Source organism: Litchfieldia alkalitelluris (assembly GCF_002019645.1).
Classification (GTDB): Bacteria; Bacillota; Bacilli; order Bacillales; family Bacillaceae_L; genus Litchfieldia; species Litchfieldia alkalitelluris.
Window position 1 is genome coordinate 1,833,814 of the sequence record NZ_KV917374.1, and the last position, 17,828, is coordinate 1,851,641.

General features: G+C 37.2%; 17 protein-coding genes. 14 read left to right on the forward strand and 3 right to left on the reverse strand.

The genetic code is table 11. The features are described 5' to 3' along the window. Positions 1-13 precede the first annotated feature (13 nt). From BK579_RS08360 to BK579_RS08380, 5 genes are all read left to right on the forward strand, one after another. Entirely contained in the window at positions 14-1,045 is a 1,032-nt protein-coding gene (locus BK579_RS08360; protein ID WP_078544754.1) for an ABC transporter ATP-binding protein, read from the forward strand. Continuing rightward, on the forward strand, positions 1,023-1,991 hold the full coding sequence (locus tag BK579_RS08365; protein WP_139365072.1) for an ABC transporter ATP-binding protein: 969 nt from the start codon (positions 1,023-1,025) through the stop codon (positions 1,989-1,991). The genes BK579_RS08360 and BK579_RS08365 overlap by 23 nt, the downstream gene beginning before the upstream one ends. Positions 1,992-2,007: 16 nt before the next feature. Next, on the forward strand, positions 2,008-2,958 hold the full coding sequence (locus BK579_RS08370; RefSeq protein WP_078544756.1) for a DUF1177 domain-containing protein: 951 nt from the start codon (positions 2,008-2,010) through the stop codon (positions 2,956-2,958). Position 2,959: 1 nt separating this feature from the next. Then, entirely contained in the window at positions 2,960-4,231 is a 1,272-nt protein-coding gene (locus BK579_RS08375) for a M20 family metallopeptidase (protein WP_078544757.1), read from the forward strand. A gap of 84 nt (positions 4,232-4,315) precedes the next feature. Next, positions 4,316-5,080 (forward strand): IclR family transcriptional regulator, encoded by a 765-nt coding sequence (locus BK579_RS08380; protein ID WP_078544758.1) that lies wholly within the window; start codon positions 4,316-4,318, stop codon positions 5,078-5,080. A 469-nt stretch (positions 5,081-5,549) separates the two neighbouring features. Here BK579_RS08380 and BK579_RS08390 read toward each other — a convergent pair whose 3' ends face one another. After that, on the reverse strand, positions 5,550-6,245 hold the full coding sequence (locus tag BK579_RS08390; RefSeq protein WP_235848383.1) for a response regulator transcription factor: 696 nt from the start codon (positions 6,243-6,245) through the stop codon (positions 5,550-5,552). A gap of 141 nt (positions 6,246-6,386) precedes the next feature. Here BK579_RS08390 and BK579_RS08395 point away from each other — a divergent pair, with 141 nt between their 5' ends. Together BK579_RS08395 and BK579_RS08400 are read left to right on the forward strand one after the other, a co-directional pair. Next, on the forward strand, positions 6,387-7,334 hold the full coding sequence (locus tag BK579_RS08395; RefSeq protein ID WP_078544761.1) for an alpha/beta hydrolase: 948 nt from the start codon (positions 6,387-6,389) through the stop codon (positions 7,332-7,334). A gap of 46 nt (positions 7,335-7,380) precedes the next feature. Then, complete coding sequence (locus BK579_RS08400) at positions 7,381-9,024, forward strand: flavin-containing monooxygenase (RefSeq protein ID WP_078544762.1); 1,644 nt, start codon at positions 7,381-7,383, stop codon at positions 9,022-9,024. Between the two features lie 351 nt (positions 9,025-9,375). On the opposite strand, the gene BK579_RS08405 is transcribed toward BK579_RS08400, so the two are convergent. Continuing rightward, the gene (locus BK579_RS08405; protein ID WP_078544763.1) at positions 9,376-9,603 is read right to left on the reverse strand and encodes a hypothetical protein; all 228 of its coding nucleotides are present in this window, start codon (positions 9,601-9,603) and stop codon (positions 9,376-9,378) included. A 273-nt stretch (positions 9,604-9,876) separates the two neighbouring features. After that, a complete protein-coding gene (locus tag BK579_RS25535; RefSeq protein WP_169891095.1) occupies positions 9,877-10,053 on the reverse strand; it encodes a hypothetical protein in 177 nt (58 codons plus the stop codon). Positions 10,054-10,420: 367 nt separating this feature from the next. Here BK579_RS25535 and BK579_RS08410 point away from each other — a divergent pair, with 367 nt between their 5' ends. From BK579_RS08410 to ureC, 7 genes are all read left to right on the forward strand, one after another. Next, positions 10,421-11,719, forward strand: coding sequence for an ATP-grasp domain-containing protein (locus BK579_RS08410; protein WP_078544764.1), 1,299 nt, complete (start codon positions 10,421-10,423; stop codon positions 11,717-11,719). 1 nt (position 11,720) lies between these two features. Further along, on the forward strand, positions 11,721-13,460 hold the full coding sequence (locus BK579_RS08415; RefSeq protein WP_235848384.1) for a YheC/YheD family protein: 1,740 nt from the start codon (positions 11,721-11,723) through the stop codon (positions 13,458-13,460). A gap of 101 nt (positions 13,461-13,561) precedes the next feature. Then, positions 13,562-13,714: a hypothetical protein gene (locus tag BK579_RS26335; protein ID WP_235848385.1), complete on the forward strand. Its 153-nt coding sequence runs from the start codon at positions 13,562-13,564 to the stop codon at positions 13,712-13,714. 496 nt (positions 13,715-14,210) lie between these two features. Beyond that, the gene (locus tag BK579_RS08420) at positions 14,211-15,005 is read left to right on the forward strand and encodes a hypothetical protein (protein ID WP_078544765.1); all 795 of its coding nucleotides are present in this window, start codon (positions 14,211-14,213) and stop codon (positions 15,003-15,005) included. Between the two features lie 470 nt (positions 15,006-15,475). Then, positions 15,476-15,778, forward strand: coding sequence for an urease subunit gamma (locus BK579_RS08425; RefSeq protein WP_078544766.1), 303 nt, complete (start codon positions 15,476-15,478; stop codon positions 15,776-15,778). 18 nt (positions 15,779-15,796) lie between these two features. Then, positions 15,797-16,117: an urease subunit beta gene (locus BK579_RS08430; RefSeq protein ID WP_078544767.1), complete on the forward strand. Its 321-nt coding sequence runs from the start codon at positions 15,797-15,799 to the stop codon at positions 16,115-16,117. Beyond that, on the forward strand, positions 16,117-17,826 hold the full coding sequence (gene ureC / locus BK579_RS08435) for an urease subunit alpha (RefSeq protein WP_078544768.1): 1,710 nt from the start codon (positions 16,117-16,119) through the stop codon (positions 17,824-17,826). The genes BK579_RS08430 and ureC overlap by 1 nt, the downstream gene beginning before the upstream one ends. Positions 17,827-17,828: the final 2 nt, after the last annotated feature.

Sequence of the window (17,828 nt, forward strand, 5' to 3'; positions counted from 1 at the left end):
GGGAGGTGAACGTATGTTAGAACAATTTTTAAGTGTAAGAGATTTACAAGTAGAATTTAAATCAGGCTCGATCATTACGAAAGCGGTGAACGGCGTTAGTTTTGACCTAGACGAGAATGAAAATATAGGCATTGTTGGTGAATCTGGTTCTGGTAAAAGTGTTACAGCTACATCCATTCTGCGTCTGCTTCCTAATCCTCCTGCGAAAATCACAGGTGGTGAGATTCTTTTTAAAGGAAGAGACTTGTTAAAACTATCAAATAATGAGATTAGAAAAGTGCGTGGCAATGAAATCTCGATGATATTTCAAGATCCTTCCACAAGTCTAAATCCAGTATTTACAGTAGGAGATCAGCTGATAGAATCGATTCGAACACATAAAAAGATGTCAAAAAAAGAAGCAAAGAAAAAAGCAGTTGAAATGCTTGATTTAGTAGGAATTCCTGCACCGGAAAAAAGAATAAATATGTATCCACACGAATTCTCTGGTGGGATGCGTCAAAGGGTCATGATCGCTATAGCATTATCCTGTGACCCCAAACTTTTAATTGCGGATGAACCTACCACAGCACTAGATGTTACAGTGCAAGCACAAATCTTAAATTTAATGAAAGAGCTTCAAACAAAGCTTAACATGTCGATTATCATGATTACTCATGATTTGGGAGTCGTTTGGGAGACGTGTGACAAAATTTTAGTGATGTATGCAGGGCGGGTTGTCGAGTCTGGGAATGTCAAAGATATATACACAAATCCTTTACATCCTTACACATGGGGCCTTTTGGATTCACAAATTACAGAATCTCAGGATAGTTTTGTCCCATTATCAACCATTCCTGGTAGTCCACCAGATTTAAGCTATGAAATAAAAGGCTGCCCATTCGTTGAGCGTTGTCCATATGCACAAGAAATCTGTCATGAGGAAGCACCTGTGTTAATTGAACCAACTGATAGACATGCGGTCGCCTGTCATTTTCAGACAATAGATCAAAAGTTGGTGAGAAAGGAGGATGCATACTTCGATGGAAGTTCTACTAGAAGTTAAAGATTTGAAAAAGCATTTTCCAGTTTCCAATAGCATTCCGTTTATAAAGTCTAACCAAAGTGTGAAAGCCGTCGATGGAATCAATTTTAACGTATATCCTGGTGAGACCTTGGGAGTTGTTGGAGAATCTGGCTGTGGTAAATCAACAATGGCACGTCTTGTTAATCAGCTGATCAAACCGACTTCTGGTGTGGTTAATTTTAAAAATGAAAATCTGATAGAAATGAATTCTAAAAGATTACGAGAAACGAGAAAGAAAGTTCAAATGATCTTCCAAGATCCTTATTCTTCACTTGATCCTCGACTAAAAGTAGGAGAATTAATTGCCGAGCCTCTCGTGATTCATAAGGTAGGTGACAAAGTCAGCAGAAGAAAACGTGTGGAGGAATTACTTGAAATTGTCGGACTTAATAAGCGATTTGCTGATCGATATCCTCACGAGTTTTCAGGTGGACAAAGGCAAAGGATTAATATCGCAAGAGCTTTAACCTTAAATCCGGAGCTCGTTATATGTGATGAACCCGTTTCAGCTTTAGACGTTTCTGTTCAAGCTCAAGTGATCAATCTTTTAAAAAAATTACAAAAAGAGTTTAATTTAACGTACATTTTTATTTCACATGATTTAAATGTTGTCCGTTATATGTGTGATCGGATTGCGGTGATGTACTTAGGAAAAATTGTAGAAGTTGGAACATATGAAGAGATTTTTTCCAACCCTCAACATCCATATACAAAGGCACTGTTTTCAGCGATTCCTAAAGAGGATCCATTTGAGGAAAAAGAACGGATTATTCTAAAGGGAACAGTGCCGAGTCCATTAAACCCACCATCTGGGTGCAGCTTCCATGAACGTTGTCCAGTGGCCGTGGATCTATGCAAAACAAAAGAACCTAAAATTGTAAATACAGAAAACACACACCAAGCATCATGTCATTTGGTTAACTAAATTAGGGGGAATGGAAATGTCATTAAAATACGTAATGGAATTATATGAATTAATGGATGATCTATCAGTTTCAGGAGAAAAAGTGAAAGAATACTTGTCAAAAGTCAGTCCAAATGGACAAATTGAGATTCAAACAATTGAGGGTGAAAAAGGGAGTACGGACTTTATCAAAGTATTAATATCAGGTAAAAATGGTAAATCCATCGGAGGGAATGCACCAACCTTAGGTATTATCGGGCGCTTAGGTGGGATTGGGGCTCGTCCGGAAATGATTGGCTTTGTTTCAGATGGTGATGGTGCATTATCTAGTATGTCTATCGCAGCAAAACTATTAGATATGACAAATAAAGGTGACATGTTAGATGGAGATGTAATCCTAACGACACATATATGTCCGGATGCACCTACATTGCCACATGATCCTGTACCATTTATGGATTCGCCAGTTGATATATTAACAATGAATAAATATGAAGTGGCAGAAGAAATGGACGCAATTCTTTCGATTGATACGACTAAAGGAAATCAAATTATAAATCATCGTGGATTTGCGATTACTCCGACTGTGAAAGAAGGCTATATTTTAAAAGTAAGTGATGATTTATTACATGTATATACACAATCTGTTGGTAAGCTTCCTGTCACTATGCCGATTACCATTCAAGATATTACCCCATATGGAAATGGTGTCTACCATATTAACAGCATTCTTCAACCTTCAGTCTCAACAGATAAGCCCGTGGTTGGTGTTGCGATTACAGCTGAAACAGCAGTTGCTGGTTGTGGTACAGGAGCAAGCCGCGTGACAGACATTGAAGAAGTTGTACGTTATTGTATTGAAGTGGCTAAACTCTATGGAAAATCAAAATGTCATTTCTATAACGAAAAGGAATTCAACCGATTAGAGGAGCTATATGGTAAATTGAGCCACTTGCAAAAAATGGGGAAGAAAGGAGCTTCTTTATAATATGACGACAAATAAGGATGAACTTAAATCTCTTTTAATTCAAGCTGTAGAAGATCATAAAGAAGAATTAATCGATTTATGTAGTCAATTAATCAAAATTCCAAGTGAAAACCCTCCAGGTGATTCAACAGAAATCACCACATACATAGATGAATATTTAAAAAATGCTGGTGCTGAAACGTCTTGGTATGAATCCGCCGAAAAAATGTATAATTTAGTTTCGACAATTGGTGAACATCGTGACGGAAAACATTTGATTTATTGTGGACACTCAGATGTCGTGCCAACAGGTGACCACTCTAAATGGGATTTCAGCCCTACTTCTGGTGAAGTTGTAGATGGTTGGTTGCTTGGACGAGGGGCAAGTGATATGAAAGCTGGATTAGGCGGCCTCATTTATACATTTGCGCTTTTAAAGAAAATGAACATTGAATTACCTGGTCAATTAACATTAGCAATTGTTCCAGATGAAGAAACAGGTGGAGAGTTCGGGGTACCTTGGCTTTTAGAGAAACAACTTATTCAAGGTGATGGTTGTTTAATAGCAGAACCTTCCTCTCGATTTAACCCAACGATTGGTCAGAAGGGCTCCTATTGGTTCAAGCTTAAGGTGTATGGTGAACCAGGTCATGGTAGTTTATCACCTTTAGCTGGAAATAATGCTATTATAAATATGATTGATGCGATAAATGAAATTCGTAAATTGTGGGAACTTGAAATTGAAATACCTGATGAAGTGAAGCCACTAATAGAAAAATCAAAGCGATACATGAGAGAAGTAGAAAAAGACCGGGAACGATTCCAACCGGTTTTGGAACATGTTACGGTTAATATCGGAAAAATCCAAGGCGGGACAAAATCGAATATGATTCCTGAAAGTTGTGAGGTCGAAATTGATTGTAGACTTCCATTTGGTATCACTCAAGATGATGTGACTGCATTTTTACATGATAAACTAGGTGCACTAGGAATTGAATATGAAATTACTAGATTTGGATTTCGTAGCAATGCCAACCACACAAGTGCGGAAGATCCTGTGTGTCGAGCAATCATTGACAATATTACTTATGTAACAGGACATGAAGCATATGGTGTGATGCAATGGGCTAGTAGTGATGCAAGACATTTCAGAGATCACAACATACCTGTCCTTCAATATGGGCCAGCTTATTTACCAAGTATTCATGGATATAATGAGAAAGTAAAGGTAGAAGATGTTGTAAGATGCTGCAAAGTCTACATTGCAGCTGTTATAGATTACTTATACGAATAGATTAGAAGATTTGATTTATAATGGTGTATGTATTAGTTATAATAATATATGCACCATTTATTTCCGTTAGGAGGCATTTTACGGATGTTAAAAACATTAAGCCTTTCTTTAGAGGTATTGAGGATGTTTACAAAAACGAAACCAACATGGGGTGGAAGGGAATTAGCCGCAGAACTAAAGGAAAACCATACGAAAATTTATCGTATTTTAGAAACGTTGGAGCAGCATGGTTTTCTAATTAAAAATAATGAAACCAAGAAGTATTCACTTGGATTTGCTGTATGGGAACTAGGGAACACTTTATCTGAAAACTTTTATATGAATGATTTAATACACCCGATTTTAGAAAAAATTAATACAAGTACAGGTGAATCTGTCTTCTTAACACTTTTAGATGGTGAAGAAGGCCTCACTTTAGATGCCGTGGAAGCTAAAACTACAATAAGGTTCTCCGTCTCAGTTGGGAGCAGGGCTCCTTTATATGCTGGAGCATCCTACCGTTCTATATTAGCCCATATGCCGTCAGAATTTATAGACAGTTATTTGGAGAAAAAGCTAACAAAATACACAGAAAAAACGATGGTAGACCCTGATGTCATTAGAGCAGATTTAGGAAGGATTTTGGAAAAAGGTTATGCAATTAGTGAAGGTGAATATACGGAAGAGGTAGTTGCTGTTGCAATTCCTATTTTTCATAAAGGAAAGGTTATCGCCTCTTTAACCGTATCAGGACCTAATTACAGAATAAAGGAAGAACAAATCGAATTATTTGTCAAAGAGTTATTAAGCGCAAAAGAAGAACTTAATAATGTGATAGACAAATACGGATCAAATTTTGGATTATCCTAAGAATAAGAAAACTGAATTCGACATTTGCCTAATGATGATTTGTAAATATGCTTGCTTCAAACTTTAAAACTGATAAATTAATCGGATTATGAGAAATAAGCGGGAGTAATAACATACCATGCTATTTAAGCGCTTTCGAATGAGGTAACTATTAAATGAAAACTCGAAGTGAATCTGTTGAAGATCCCCTAAAAGGCTGAATTAATTATATTTTATATTATTAATGACAATTATGAGGAAGCTCAAGACATGAACTTAAAATTGGTCTTGCTTCAAGCTTTAATTATAAATGGGTTTCAAAAGAGAGATGAGATGAAGAAATCCAGCAAGGACTGTTACATTAACTTAATACTAGAAAATGGGGACCCAGCTCCTGATAACCCTAAAAGGAGCAGAACCGTCCCCACGCTTCTATGCATACTTTTTTATGATATAGGTTCTTGTATGAATAAAGCGCTTTCAAAAATAATCAAGAAATAATCCCTCTTCTTAAAAGTTCACTAACTGCATGTGGACGATTATATACGCCAAGTTTTTTTATGGCAGACTTTACATACTGTTTAACTGTATCTTCACTAATATGCATGGCATGAGCCATTTCCTTTGTACTTTCTCCCCATGAAATTTTTTTCATAACTTCTAACTCTCGTTTACTTAATTGACTTGATTGATCCCAGCTATTATGTTGTTCGAGATATTTTCCAACACGACGTCCATATTCTGTGAGAGAGGAGAGTATTTTATCATCGATGTTTGCGTTTTGTTTAAAGATATTACTACAAATATAGCCAATGACTACTGAGCCAAAACAGATGGGCACGACAACCACGGATTTTACATTTGAGGTAATAATGTATTTACTACTTGTTTGTTTAAGGAATTCAAGTCCGGAGCAAAATTTGGCTTTTCGTTCTAAGATGGAGGAATGGATGATCGGTAATGTTCTAATATCATCTCTTATTTCGTTAATATGTACTAAACCAGATGAATTTAATAAAATAACACCTTCCCCTACATGCCCTAATGGAGAGTAGCGAAATAAGTAAGCATTTAATACAGGGTAAGCTGACATATACACTTCAAGTACTTTATAAAGCTTTTCTTCATGACTTTCGGTTTCTTCTAGCTTCATAAACTTTTCTAATAAGGTAGTCTGATCTGTCAATATACCATCTCCTTTTTGGGGTGTGTCCATACTAAAAATTAGGAATATTCTTATTATACTAAAAACTGTACAATGAAGGTAGACATTTTAAGTCTATGTACTAAGAAAAGAAAAATATTTAAATAGAAAGGGAGATTTGATATGGGAAATTTAAATGAACAATCAAAAACATACTTGGAGATGTTTAGTCAAATGCCAGCGCTACAATCGTTAGATGCTCAAACGGTTAGAGATATGTTTGCAATGGCTCCACCTGTAGAAGTAGAGCTTGCACCACTAGCAAAGGTAGAAGATCGCCTTATTCCGGTTGGAGGTGATGATGAAATTAATGTGAGAATTTATACGCCTGAAGGTCAAGGTCCGTTTCCTTTATTTGTTTATTATCACGGTGGAGGTTGGGTTCTCGGAGACATTGCCACATCTGATGCAACTTGTAGAATGATTGCCAATAAAACGAATCGAATTGTCGTTTCAGTTGATTATCGACTAGCTCCTGAATTTAAGTTCCCTGTACCAGTGGAGGATTCCTATGCTGCGTTACAATGGGTCAATGAAAATGCTAATGAAATAAATGGAAGCGCTACCAATGTTGTTGTAGGTGGAGATAGTGCTGGTGGGAATTTAGCGGCAGTGGTCGCCATGAAATCTCGTGATGAAAATGGTCCGGCAATTGCAGGTCAAATCCTTATCTATCCTGTAACAGATCTTAGCTATAGTTCTGGTTCCTACAAAGAATTTGAACAAGGGTTTGGTTTAGATCGCGATCTAATGATTTGGTTTGGAGATTACTATATTCGTTCGGAAGAAGATGCTAAAAACGTTTATATAGCACCGCTACAAGCGGCGGATTTGAGTAACTTACCACCAGCGTTTGTTTTAACTGCTGAAAATGATGTGCTCCGAGATGAAGGGCACGCATATGCAGCTCGTTTAAAAGAAGCAGGGGTAAACGTGGAAACATCTTGTGAGCCTGGACTTGTGCATGGTTTCTTCACAAATATGGCTGTATTCCCTGATCATATTAAAGCTTCTATTGATAAAATGTCAGCTTTTTTAAGTGAAATTGATCAACAGGTTAGTAGAGTATAAGGCAAATTAGTTCTATTTAAAAGATTCCTAATTAGGAGGGGCTACGATGACTATTTCTCATGAAGGTAATCCTAACGAGTACGTTGATGCAGTCGTGATTGGTGCTGGTTTTTCGGGGTTATACATGCTTCATCGCTTACGTGAAGCAGGATTCTCTACAAAAGTATACGAGGCAGCAGATGGGGTGGGTGGTACATGGTATTGGAATCGCTATCCAGGTGCTCGTTGTGATTCAGAGAGTATTTACTACAATTACACGTTTTCAGAAGAACTTTACCGTGAATGGACATGGTCATCAAGATACCCTGAGCAGCCGGAAATTTTAAAATACTTAAATTTTGTTGCTGATAAATTAGAATTACGACCAGATATTCAGTTTAATACTCGGGTGCTTGGTGCTCACTATGACGAAGAGACGAAAAGATGGAACATTGAATTGAATGACGGAAATACGGTATCAGCCAAATATTTTATCACGGGTGTTGGATGTTTATCGGCCTCCAATATTCCTAACTTTAAAGGCCTAGACCAATTCAAAGGGGACTGGTATCATACAGGGCATTGGCCACACGAAAAGGTTGATTTTTCTGGTAAGAGAGTAGGAATTGTTGGGACTGGATCGAGTGGTGTCCAAGCGATACCAGTGATCGCGGCAGAGGCAGCTCACGTGACTGTTTTTCAACGCACACCGCAATATAGTGCACCTGCAAGAAATCATCCTTATGACTTAGAATATATAGAAAAAGCGAAAGAAAATTTTCATGAAATAAAAAAACAGATGCGCGAATCAATTGGTGGACAGCCGATGGTACCACCTACAAAATCAGCGCTTGAAGTTTCTCAAGAAGAACGAAATCAAAAATATGACGAAGCGTGGCAAAATGGTGGATTAGGTATTTTTACTGCCTACTATGATATTACCGTTACCGAAGAAGCAAATGAAACAGCAGCGGAATATATTCGCTCCAAGATTAAGGAGACGGTCCATAATCCAGATGTTGCCCAAAAGCTGCTACCTTCCTACTATTATGGAACAAAACGGCCGATCATTGATACAAATTATTATGAGACATATAACCGTGAAAATGTAAGTTTAGTAGATGTAAAAAGTCAACCAATTGTAGAAATTACCGAAAAGGGAGTCAAAACAACAGAAGACGAGTATGAGCTAGATGTCCTTGTTTTTGCCACAGGATTTGACGGTATGACAGGACCATTATTAAAACTAGATATTCGTGGAAAGGGTGGAGTTTCACTAAAAGAAAAATGGCAGGGTGGAGAGCAAACGAGAACCTATCTAGGAGTGGCAAATGCCGGATTTCCTAACTTCTTTATGATAACCGGCCCAGAAAGCCCATCCGTATTAAGTAACATGCCAGTTTCGATTGAACAGCACGTAGAATGGATTGGTGATTGCATCGACTATATGAAGGAAAAAGGGTATGAAACGATTGAAGCAAATGTAGAGGCTGAAGAAGAATGGAGCAAGCATTGTCGTGAAGTGGCAGAGGCAACCCTCTTCACAAAAACGGAATCCTGGTACATGGGTGCTAATATTCCGAATAAACCTAGACGCTTCCTCATTTACTTAGGTGGTGTAGGGGTATATCGTCAGAAGTGTGATGAGATTGCGAAGAAGGGGTATGAAGGATTTAGTTTTGAACATACATCGGCATCGGTAATACAATAGAAAGAATGATAGTTACATTAATACACCTACAAATGTTGTTAGTTCAAGGTTTGTAGGTGTTTTTTTAAAGAATAACTTAAATTAAGAACTGATATATTCTGATTGTGTGTTTATTTTTTGGGGGGATTATGAGGATAAAAGGACCTATTTTCCCTTGTCTGAACTCTTAATGGAATTGAAAAAATTGAATAGCGGGACAGTCTATCTCCCTTGTCCTTTATTCAATAGTATGTAGAAATTCTTGCATCCCGATCATTTTTTGTTTGTAGTCAATGTCCCTTTGTTCACAGAATGTATAAATCCAATCAATGTCTCTATCTCTTCCATGTTTTCGACTAAATCTTCTAGCAGTCAACAACATTTTTTTCTGAAATTCATTGGATGACAATTCATACTAATAGTTGTGATATCCTCAAACTCTATTTTCATTTCCTGTAATGAAATGTTTGAATTCAGATAACTCAGAAATAATAACTCATAGAAGGCAAACGATATTACATCCTCAATTAATTCCTTAATCAATGTTTCATGAGGGCCAAATTCTTTTGTATCATCCGAAACAAACGCAACTAAACCCATTACTTTTACATCACTATGATCCTAAAGGGGAATTTCGAAACAGCTTTATAGATTCATATCTTTTGTGATCACTTTTTCTGAATGAGGGAGCGCGGCGTCAGCGGTGTAGTGTGTAAGTGAAGAAAATTAGTCTTCCAGACTATCGACTGATAGTTAAAAGTTGATGAGAAATTAAATAATGAGAAGAAGAAAAGAAGTGTTATATATGATAAAATTAGGGCCTTACTTTATTGGAGGGCCTATTTTTTATATCCTAATAAATAATTTTATATTCTATAAGATACTTTCAATGATGGCTAACATAATACAAGCTGAAATAATGAAGTTAATAAAGAAAATGGTGTTAATTCGCTCCTTCTCTTTACACTCCCGCTTTAAACGTAGCTGCTCCCTATATAGTTTCTGAACACGTCTTTGCTTAAAATTAGGGAATTCATTGTGTTCGTTCATCTCACATCACCCAATTCAAGTATTTTCCAATCTACTTAAATAGACGTGTTTATTTTTGGATAACCATGGTTATTGAATTCCAATAGACAAACCCCCGCTGCTAGTGAGTGAGGAGTATCCTTGCTTTTAGCACCTCAGAGTCTTTCATTGCCCCTTACATCAACAGGAGTCACTGCATATCAGCTCATTCTAATCTAAGTGAGTACACTATTTTCATCCTCTAAGGGACGATAAATCACCATCAGGGAAGTCTTTATTGTGGCAATAGTCTGTTTTTCAAAGAATCGCTATGAATGGTCGTTCGTCCATACGCTTTTTACCTTCACTCATAGAATATACGGAGGAAAAAAATGGAGGAATCAGAAAAATGGAAACGATTATTTTTATAGGTGTTAATAAGTCTGGTTCTAGTAGAGAAGCGATTAAAGCAGCCGAACGGCTAGGGTATTACACCGTTCTCTTTACCAATCGAAAAAAGCAACTCATCCAACGTGAGCAATATCCAGACGTACATCAAATGATTTTGACTGATACGGTGGACTTACTTGAGATGAAAAAGCATCTGAAAACACTTCAGCAACGAGGTCATGAGATCTGCTTGATTACTAGTTTTGTTGATCAGAATGTTCACACAGCTACGATTCTAGCAGATGAGTATTGCCAAAATGTTCTTTCTAAGAAAGCCATTGAAATTATGGAAAATAAAGAACAGACAAGAACCTTTTTCGAAGAGGAATCTTTTACGCCTAACTTCGTGTTACTATCCCCCATACAAAATGTAGACACTATTTTTTTGCACAATAAATTATCTTTTCCACTCATGCTTAAATCACCAAAATCAGGCGGTTCTAAAGACGCAATACTAGTAGAAAATATGGAGCAATTACGTTATGAAGTGAAAGGTTTAAGGGAGCTGTATCCTGAAGAAACCTTTATTATTGAAGAATTCATCGTTGGTGATCAGTATCTAGTGGAAGCCATTGTCTACCAATCTAGAATAATCCCGATTGCTGTCATTGAGCAGGAAATTACGAAAGGAATGAGATTCATTGTAACAGGTTATGGAGTGATGTCTGAGATACCAATCCATATAGAAAGAGAAGTAACAAAGGTTGTAAAAGGAGTTGTGAATAAACTGGAAATAAAAAACGGTGGACTTCATCTTGAAATGAGGTTAACCGAGCAAGGAATGAAACTAATTGAGGTTAATCCAAGAATATCTGGTGGAGCCATGAACGATATGCTGGAAGCTGCCTTTGGTTTTAGCTTAGTCGAAGAAACGTTAAAGCTCTACTTAGGGCAAGCACCAGCGTTAACGAAAAGAAGAAATCTAGCAGTTTATACAAAATACGTCATTATACCAAACCATGGAATTCTAAAAAAAGTCACAGGAAAAGGAAGAGCAAAACACTCGATAGGTGTCGTGAAGGTCTATGTGAAACCAAAAAAAGGTACATTCTTACATCCCCCTTTATCGATGGGACACAGGTATGCATATGTAATCGCATCGGCTCAATCATTAGTCGAAGCTGAAAAATTAGCAGTTCAAGGTGCTAATGAAATAGAGTTTCACTTGGAAAAGGATGAAACACCATTAAAGGGTCTCGATGTTGAACATAAATATGCACAATTACAAACTAACGAGATAAGGAGTAAGGAGGAATAGGATGATATTAATAGGGATGCTCCATCATCGGCAAGATCCTAATACCGTTATTAAATCTTATGCATATGCAGCCGTTGCAAAAGCGGAAGGAGTTAACTTTATTTATTTTACTCCTGGGATGGTAGATTCGGAGAATAAAAAAATCAACGGCTTAATCCTTGAAAATGGAAAGTGGAAAAAGCAAAAAAGTAGATTTCCAGATGTAATTTATAATGATGGAAGTCCAGAAAAGCTTGCTAAATCCAAGGAGGTGATAAAGGAACTTCAAAATGAAGGAATTCCTTTTACAACACACTCTATAGGGAATAAATGGTCAGTTTATCAACGTATTAAAGCAAGCAAAAAGCTTGTTCAATATCTAATCCCTTCGGAAATCATCAACAATATTGGTGGTTTTTATCATTTTACACATGCGTTTGAAGAAGTTGTTGTTAAACCTACGGATGGTCGAAAAGGGCAAGGAATCTATTTTATTAAAATTGTAGATGAAGGATTTAAAGTAACCCAGGATCAAACCGATCGAATTTTATCAAAGAAAAAAATGAACCGCTTGGTTACATCTTGGGTGGAAAATGGGCATTATCTTATACAACCATATATTTCTAGTAAAACAAAATCTGGTCAAGTATTCGATCTACGTCTACATGCCCAAAAAAACGGTGAGGGAAAATGGGTAATCACTACTATATATCCACGAATTGCTCCTCGTGGAACCATTGTTACGAATATAAATAATGGAGGAAACACAAATTATCTAGAGCCTTTTTTAAAACAGGAATTTCCAGAAAATCATTATGATCTAAAACGGACATTAGAATATTTCACCATTGCTCTAGCTGAACATCTAGACTATTTACAAGTCACGCACTTTAATGAGTTAATAGATGAAATAGGGATTGATGTGGGATTAGATGAAAATCAAAAAATCTGGATTTATGAAGTCAATTGGCGACCAGGGTGTCCACCAGCTTTTTACTTGGAATTAGATGTTGTTACTAATGATATCCAATATGCTATTTATTTAGCGAATAATAAACATGTTGTTAATGCTGAAATGGAAGCGATTAAAAAGAAAAATAAAAATCAGCAAAGTAAATTCCCAATTGTAGCTGTAACAGGTAGTGCAGGGAAAACTACAACGAAAGCATTTTTAGCATCTATTTTGGAAAAAAGATGGACTACTTTTGAATCTAAGGATTATTGGAATATAACAGATCATACCAAAAAACATGCAGAGGAATTGGCAGACCCATCTTATCAAGCAGCCGTTCTGAAATATGGGATGGACTATCCAAGTGTCATTTCAGAGCACTGTAAAATCATTCAACCGAATATTAGTATTGTAACAAATATAGGGATTGCTCATATCGCGAATTTTAATGGTGAAATAAAAGGAATTGCCCATGCATCAGAGTTGATCCATGGTATGGATCAAACAGGAATTTTAGTTGTTAATCAAGATGACGAGAATTCTCGCCTCTTAGAAACAAATGAGTTTAAGGGAAGAATTATAACAACAGGTATTCAAAGTGATGCGGAATATCGAGCATATGATTTAAAATATATGGAGTTAGGGATGAAATTTAAGGTGAAATTACATGATCAGGAATATTCATTTTTTATTCCAATTCTAGGTGAGCACCATGTCTATAATGCATTAAATGCAATCGCAGTCGCAGATACTCTTGGGCTTTCCCCGATTGATATTAAGTGGGGCTTATTGTTTAGTATGCCAGCATAACGGATGCAAGTATACGGATTAGCGAAAAATATGAAGGTTATTGAGATACAGTTCATTCCCAACTAAAAGCAGTTGAAGCAGCGCTATACGTCCTCAAAGAAATGGCACCTAAACGAAAAATAGCTGTCCTTGGACAAATGCGGTGGTTGGGTGATCTTCTAGAAGAACAGTACCTTCACATCGGACAATATGCAGTTAGTCAGGGAGTCGATTATCTTTTGACCTATGGACATCGTACAGACACAATAGGTTAAGGTGCAAAAAAAAGCTGGCTTACCTGAAAATTGAATTCGAAGCTCTAAGACTAAAGAAGAATTTTATATCTATTTAACATACCTTCTCAAAGAAGATGACACTATCCTCGTAAAAGGGGGCTAGTAAAACCAAAATGCATGACATTGTGAAATTTTAGGAGAGTATTTTAAAAAATAAATTTATCATGATAGAGAAGGATTTAAACTTCCCTCGACTTACAAGAATAAAAGGGGGATAGTCTTATGTTCTTTGGATTTAAGGAATCTAAAAATATTCCCAAAAAGAATCACCTATCCTTTTGTGCGAAGGTGATTCTTTTTTGCTTAATTGCCGACAATAGGGGAAGTCCATTACTAAAAGGAAGCATGAGAACCGTCCCCTCGCTTCTTACTTGATATCACTCAAATCTGGTATGATTAAAACATTTACAGGATAAATTACAAATTAAATGACGGCTGACCAAATTTTAAAATAACTATAAAAGGAAGCGCGAAGATGAAATCAAAAACGATCCAAAATTATGAAAAGCTAAAGATGATCTATGAAACAAATCTAAGTGTTGATTTACTCGCTGAGGATATTTATACATGCAACCTCAATGATGAGGCCATATCAATAAAAACTGACATGATTGAACGGGATTTTGATGTGTATGGGGTGGAGGAAAAGGGGAAGATTTTAGGCTATGTGTTGAAAGAAAATCTGTCAAACGGAAGTATCAAAAATGTTTACAATCCTTTTCGTTCAGAAGAGCTTATTTCTGATTCCACGTCTTTGATTGAATTGTTAGATATCCTTAAGGATCGAAAATATCTTTTTATTCTCGAAAAGAATAAAGTGTCCAAGATTATAACGATTGCAGACTTACATAAACAACCGATTCGTATGCTGGCGTTTAGCTTAATTTCTCTATTAGAAATGCTATTAATTACGTTAATTCGAGAAACATATCCGAATGAAAGCTGGAAGGATCATTTATCGAGCGGTAGAATCGCAAAGGCAGAAGAGATGTTATCTAAACGGATTCAAAAAAATGAAGCGTTAACTTTATTGGATAATACGCAATTAAGCGATAAAGGGACAATTGTTTATAAAAGCCCTGACCTTTATAGAAAGTTAGGATTTGAATCAACGACCAAATGTAAGGAATTCTTCAATCATATCGAAACGCTAAGGAATAATACTGCACATGCACAAGAGGAAATTTATCATGATCACCAGGAACTTATTGATATTATTTTACAAGTAAATATGGTTTTAGATAGAAATGCAAATAGGGCTAGCGAATAGGTGGTTTTGAACAGCACTTACGGATAGCTATCTAGAGCTTGCAAAACGATTACGAGGTTATCCCAAAACAAGAATCGGAATATGGCGAAATCTGGCTGTTCGATTAAAGAAAATTCTCTCAATGATTACAGAGATTGAGTTGGGAGAAAGAGGGATTCGTTTAAACAATATGAATGAACTTATAGAAAGCAGTAAGGAAACGGCATAATTTAATAACAATATGGAATAGTCTGCTCTAGTTGAGTAGGCTATTTTTTTGTTAAGAAGAAGGAGGCTCCGCTGGATAGTGTTGAGCATTCAATCTTAAAATCTCCTCCTCTAAAGGAAAAACAAGAATCGTTCCTCTCTTCTAACTTTTTTAAATATTGTAAATATAACTAACATATGTTACTTTAATTACATGTTAAGTTTCCTTACATAACGTGTTAATATATTGGGTTTAAGGTCGATTGAGTGAAAGGGTGAAAGAAATGAAACTCACTTCGCGGGAAATGGAGAAATTGATGGTGGTCGTTGCTGCTGATTTAGCACGGCGTCGGCAAAAGAGAGGATTGAAGCTTAATTATCCTGAAGCTGTCGCGATTATTACATATGAAGTTCTTGAAGGTGCACGAGATGGAAAGACAGTTGCTCAGTTGATGCAGTATGGTGCAACGATTTTAGCAAGAGAAGATGTGATGGAGGGTGTTCCTGAAATGATTCATGATATTCAGGTGGAGGCAACCTTTCCTGATGGTACAAAGCTTGTGACAGTGCATGACCCAATTCGGTAAAAAGAGGAGGAGTAGTGAATGATTCCTGGCGAGTATAGATTGCAAAAAGAAGCGATTGTATGCAACGAACATAAACAATCGAAGAAACTTCAAATCCTCAATCGAGGTGACCGCCCGATTCAAATAGGATCACATTTTCATTTTTTTGAAGTGAATTCAGGGTTGCACTTTGATCGTGAACAAGCGTTTGGAATGCACCTTAATATTCCAGCAGGTACTGCTGTACGTTTTGAACCTGGAGATCAAAAGGAAGTAGAGCTTGTGCCGTTTTCGGGTGAACAAAAGGTCTACGGTTTAAATAACAAGACAAATGGTCCGGTAGGTAAGGAGGTCGACTAATGAGTTTTAAAATGTCAAGGAAGCAGTATGCTGACATGTTTGGTCCAACAGTTGGGGATGCCGTCCGTTTAGCAGATACCGAACTATTTATTGAGATCGAAAAAGACTATACCACATATGGAGACGAAGTGAAGTTTGGTGGGGGCAAGGTGATCCGGGATGGAATGGGACAGCATCCTTTGGCCACTAGAGCTGAGAGTGTTGATTTAGTTTTCACCAACGCCATTATCGTCGATTATACAGGCATTTATAAAGCAGACATTGGTGTGAAGGATGGTTATATTGCTGCGATCGGTAAAGCGGGAAACCCATTATTGATGGACAAGGTTGATATTGTGATTGGAGCTTCAACCGAAGTCATTGCTGCAGAGGGGAAAATTGTAACTGCTGGCGGGATTGATGCACATATTCACTTTATTGCTCCACAACAAATTGAGACGGCGCTTTCCTCTGGGATTACAACGATGTTAGGTGGTGGTACAGGTCCTGCAACAGGAACAAATGCAACAACTTGTACACCAGGACCTTGGAATATTCATGGAATGCTTCTCGCTGCAGAGGAATACCCTATGAATCTAGGATTCTTAGGAAAGGGAAACTCTTCAGATATAAAACCTCTTATCGAACAGGTAGAGGCAGGGGCAATTGGTTTAAAACTTCATGAAGATTGGGGAACAACTGCTGCAACAATTGATGCTAGTTTAAAAGTCGCGGATCAATATGATATTCAAGTAGCCATCCACACAGATACCTTAAATGAAGGTGGTTTTGTAGAAGATACCATAGCTGCTATTGGTGGTCGAGTCATTCATACATACCATACCGAGGGTGCTGGAGGAGGACATGCTCCAGATATCATTAAAGCAGCTGGTTATTCTAATATTCTTCCTTCTTCCACAAATCCGACCCGTCCATTTACAGTTAACACACTTGAAGAACACCTCGATATGCTCATGGTTTGTCATCACTTGGATCCGAGTGTCCCGGAGGATGTTGCGTTTGCCGATTCAAGAATTAGAAAAGAAACGATTGCAGCTGAAGATATTTTACATGACTTAGGTGTGTTCAGTATGATTTCATCGGACTCACAGGCAATGGGGCGGGTTGGTGAGGTGATTTCCCGTACGTGGCAAACAGCCGATAAAATGAAGAAGCAACGAGGCAAGCTGAAAGGGGACCTCGAAGTAGGAGATAACTTTCGAGTAAAAAGATATATTGCCAAATACACAATTAATCCAGCGATTGTACATGGTATCTCGGAATATGTGGGCTCTGTGGAGGTTGGTAAATTTGCAGATGTAGTTTTATGGGATCCAGCATTCTTTGGAGTGAAACCAGATCTTATTTTAAAGGGTGGAATGATTGCCCATAGTATCATGGGTGACCCGAACGCAAGTATTCCTACTCCTCAGCCTGTGTTATATCGCCCAATGTTTGCAAGTCATGGGAGCTTAAAATATCGGTCATGCATAACATTCATTTCTAAGACTGCATATGAAAACGGGATTCATAAGGAATTAGGTCTTCAAAAAGAAATTAAGTTTGTTTCGGGCATCCGAAGCATATCAAAAAAATCAATGGTGTTTAATGATGCGACACCAGAAATTGAAGTGGATCCACAAACATACGAAGTTCGGGTGGATGGGGAATTAATGACATGTGAACCTGCTGAGGTTGTTCCAATGGCTCAGCGTTATTTCTTATTTTGAGG

Coding starts and splice junctions, on each gene's coding strand:
- BK579_RS08415 (WP_235848384.1), top strand. CDS start 11,721: ATGATATTAATAGGGATGCTCCATCATCGGCAAGATCCTAATACCGTT.
- BK579_RS08430 (WP_078544767.1), top strand. CDS start 15,797: ATGATTCCTGGCGAGTATAGATTGCAAAAAGAAGCGATTGTATGCAAC.
- BK579_RS26335 (WP_235848385.1), top strand. CDS start 13,562: ATGGCACCTAAACGAAAAATAGCTGTCCTTGGACAAATGCGGTGGTTG.
- BK579_RS08360 (WP_078544754.1), top strand. CDS start 14: ATGTTAGAACAATTTTTAAGTGTAAGAGATTTACAAGTAGAATTTAAA.
- BK579_RS08425 (WP_078544766.1), top strand. CDS start 15,476: ATGAAACTCACTTCGCGGGAAATGGAGAAATTGATGGTGGTCGTTGCT.
- BK579_RS08420 (WP_078544765.1), top strand. CDS start 14,211: ATGAAATCAAAAACGATCCAAAATTATGAAAAGCTAAAGATGATCTAT.
- BK579_RS08370 (WP_078544756.1), top strand. CDS start 2,008: ATGTCATTAAAATACGTAATGGAATTATATGAATTAATGGATGATCTA.
- BK579_RS08380 (WP_078544758.1), top strand. CDS start 4,316: ATGTTAAAAACATTAAGCCTTTCTTTAGAGGTATTGAGGATGTTTACA.
- ureC (WP_078544768.1), top strand. CDS start 16,117: ATGAGTTTTAAAATGTCAAGGAAGCAGTATGCTGACATGTTTGGTCCA.
- BK579_RS08410 (WP_078544764.1), top strand. CDS start 10,421: ATGGAAACGATTATTTTTATAGGTGTTAATAAGTCTGGTTCTAGTAGA.
- BK579_RS08365 (WP_139365072.1), top strand. CDS start 1,023: ATGGAAGTTCTACTAGAAGTTAAAGATTTGAAAAAGCATTTTCCAGTT.
- BK579_RS08405 (WP_078544763.1), bottom strand. CDS start 9,603: ATGGGTTTAGTTGCGTTTGTTTCGGATGATACAAAAGAATTTGGCCCT.
- BK579_RS08375 (WP_078544757.1), top strand. CDS start 2,960: ATGACGACAAATAAGGATGAACTTAAATCTCTTTTAATTCAAGCTGTA.
- BK579_RS08395 (WP_078544761.1), top strand. CDS start 6,387: ATGGGAAATTTAAATGAACAATCAAAAACATACTTGGAGATGTTTAGT.
- BK579_RS25535 (WP_169891095.1), bottom strand. CDS start 10,053: ATGAACGAACACAATGAATTCCCTAATTTTAAGCAAAGACGTGTTCAG.
- BK579_RS08400 (WP_078544762.1), top strand. CDS start 7,381: ATGACTATTTCTCATGAAGGTAATCCTAACGAGTACGTTGATGCAGTC.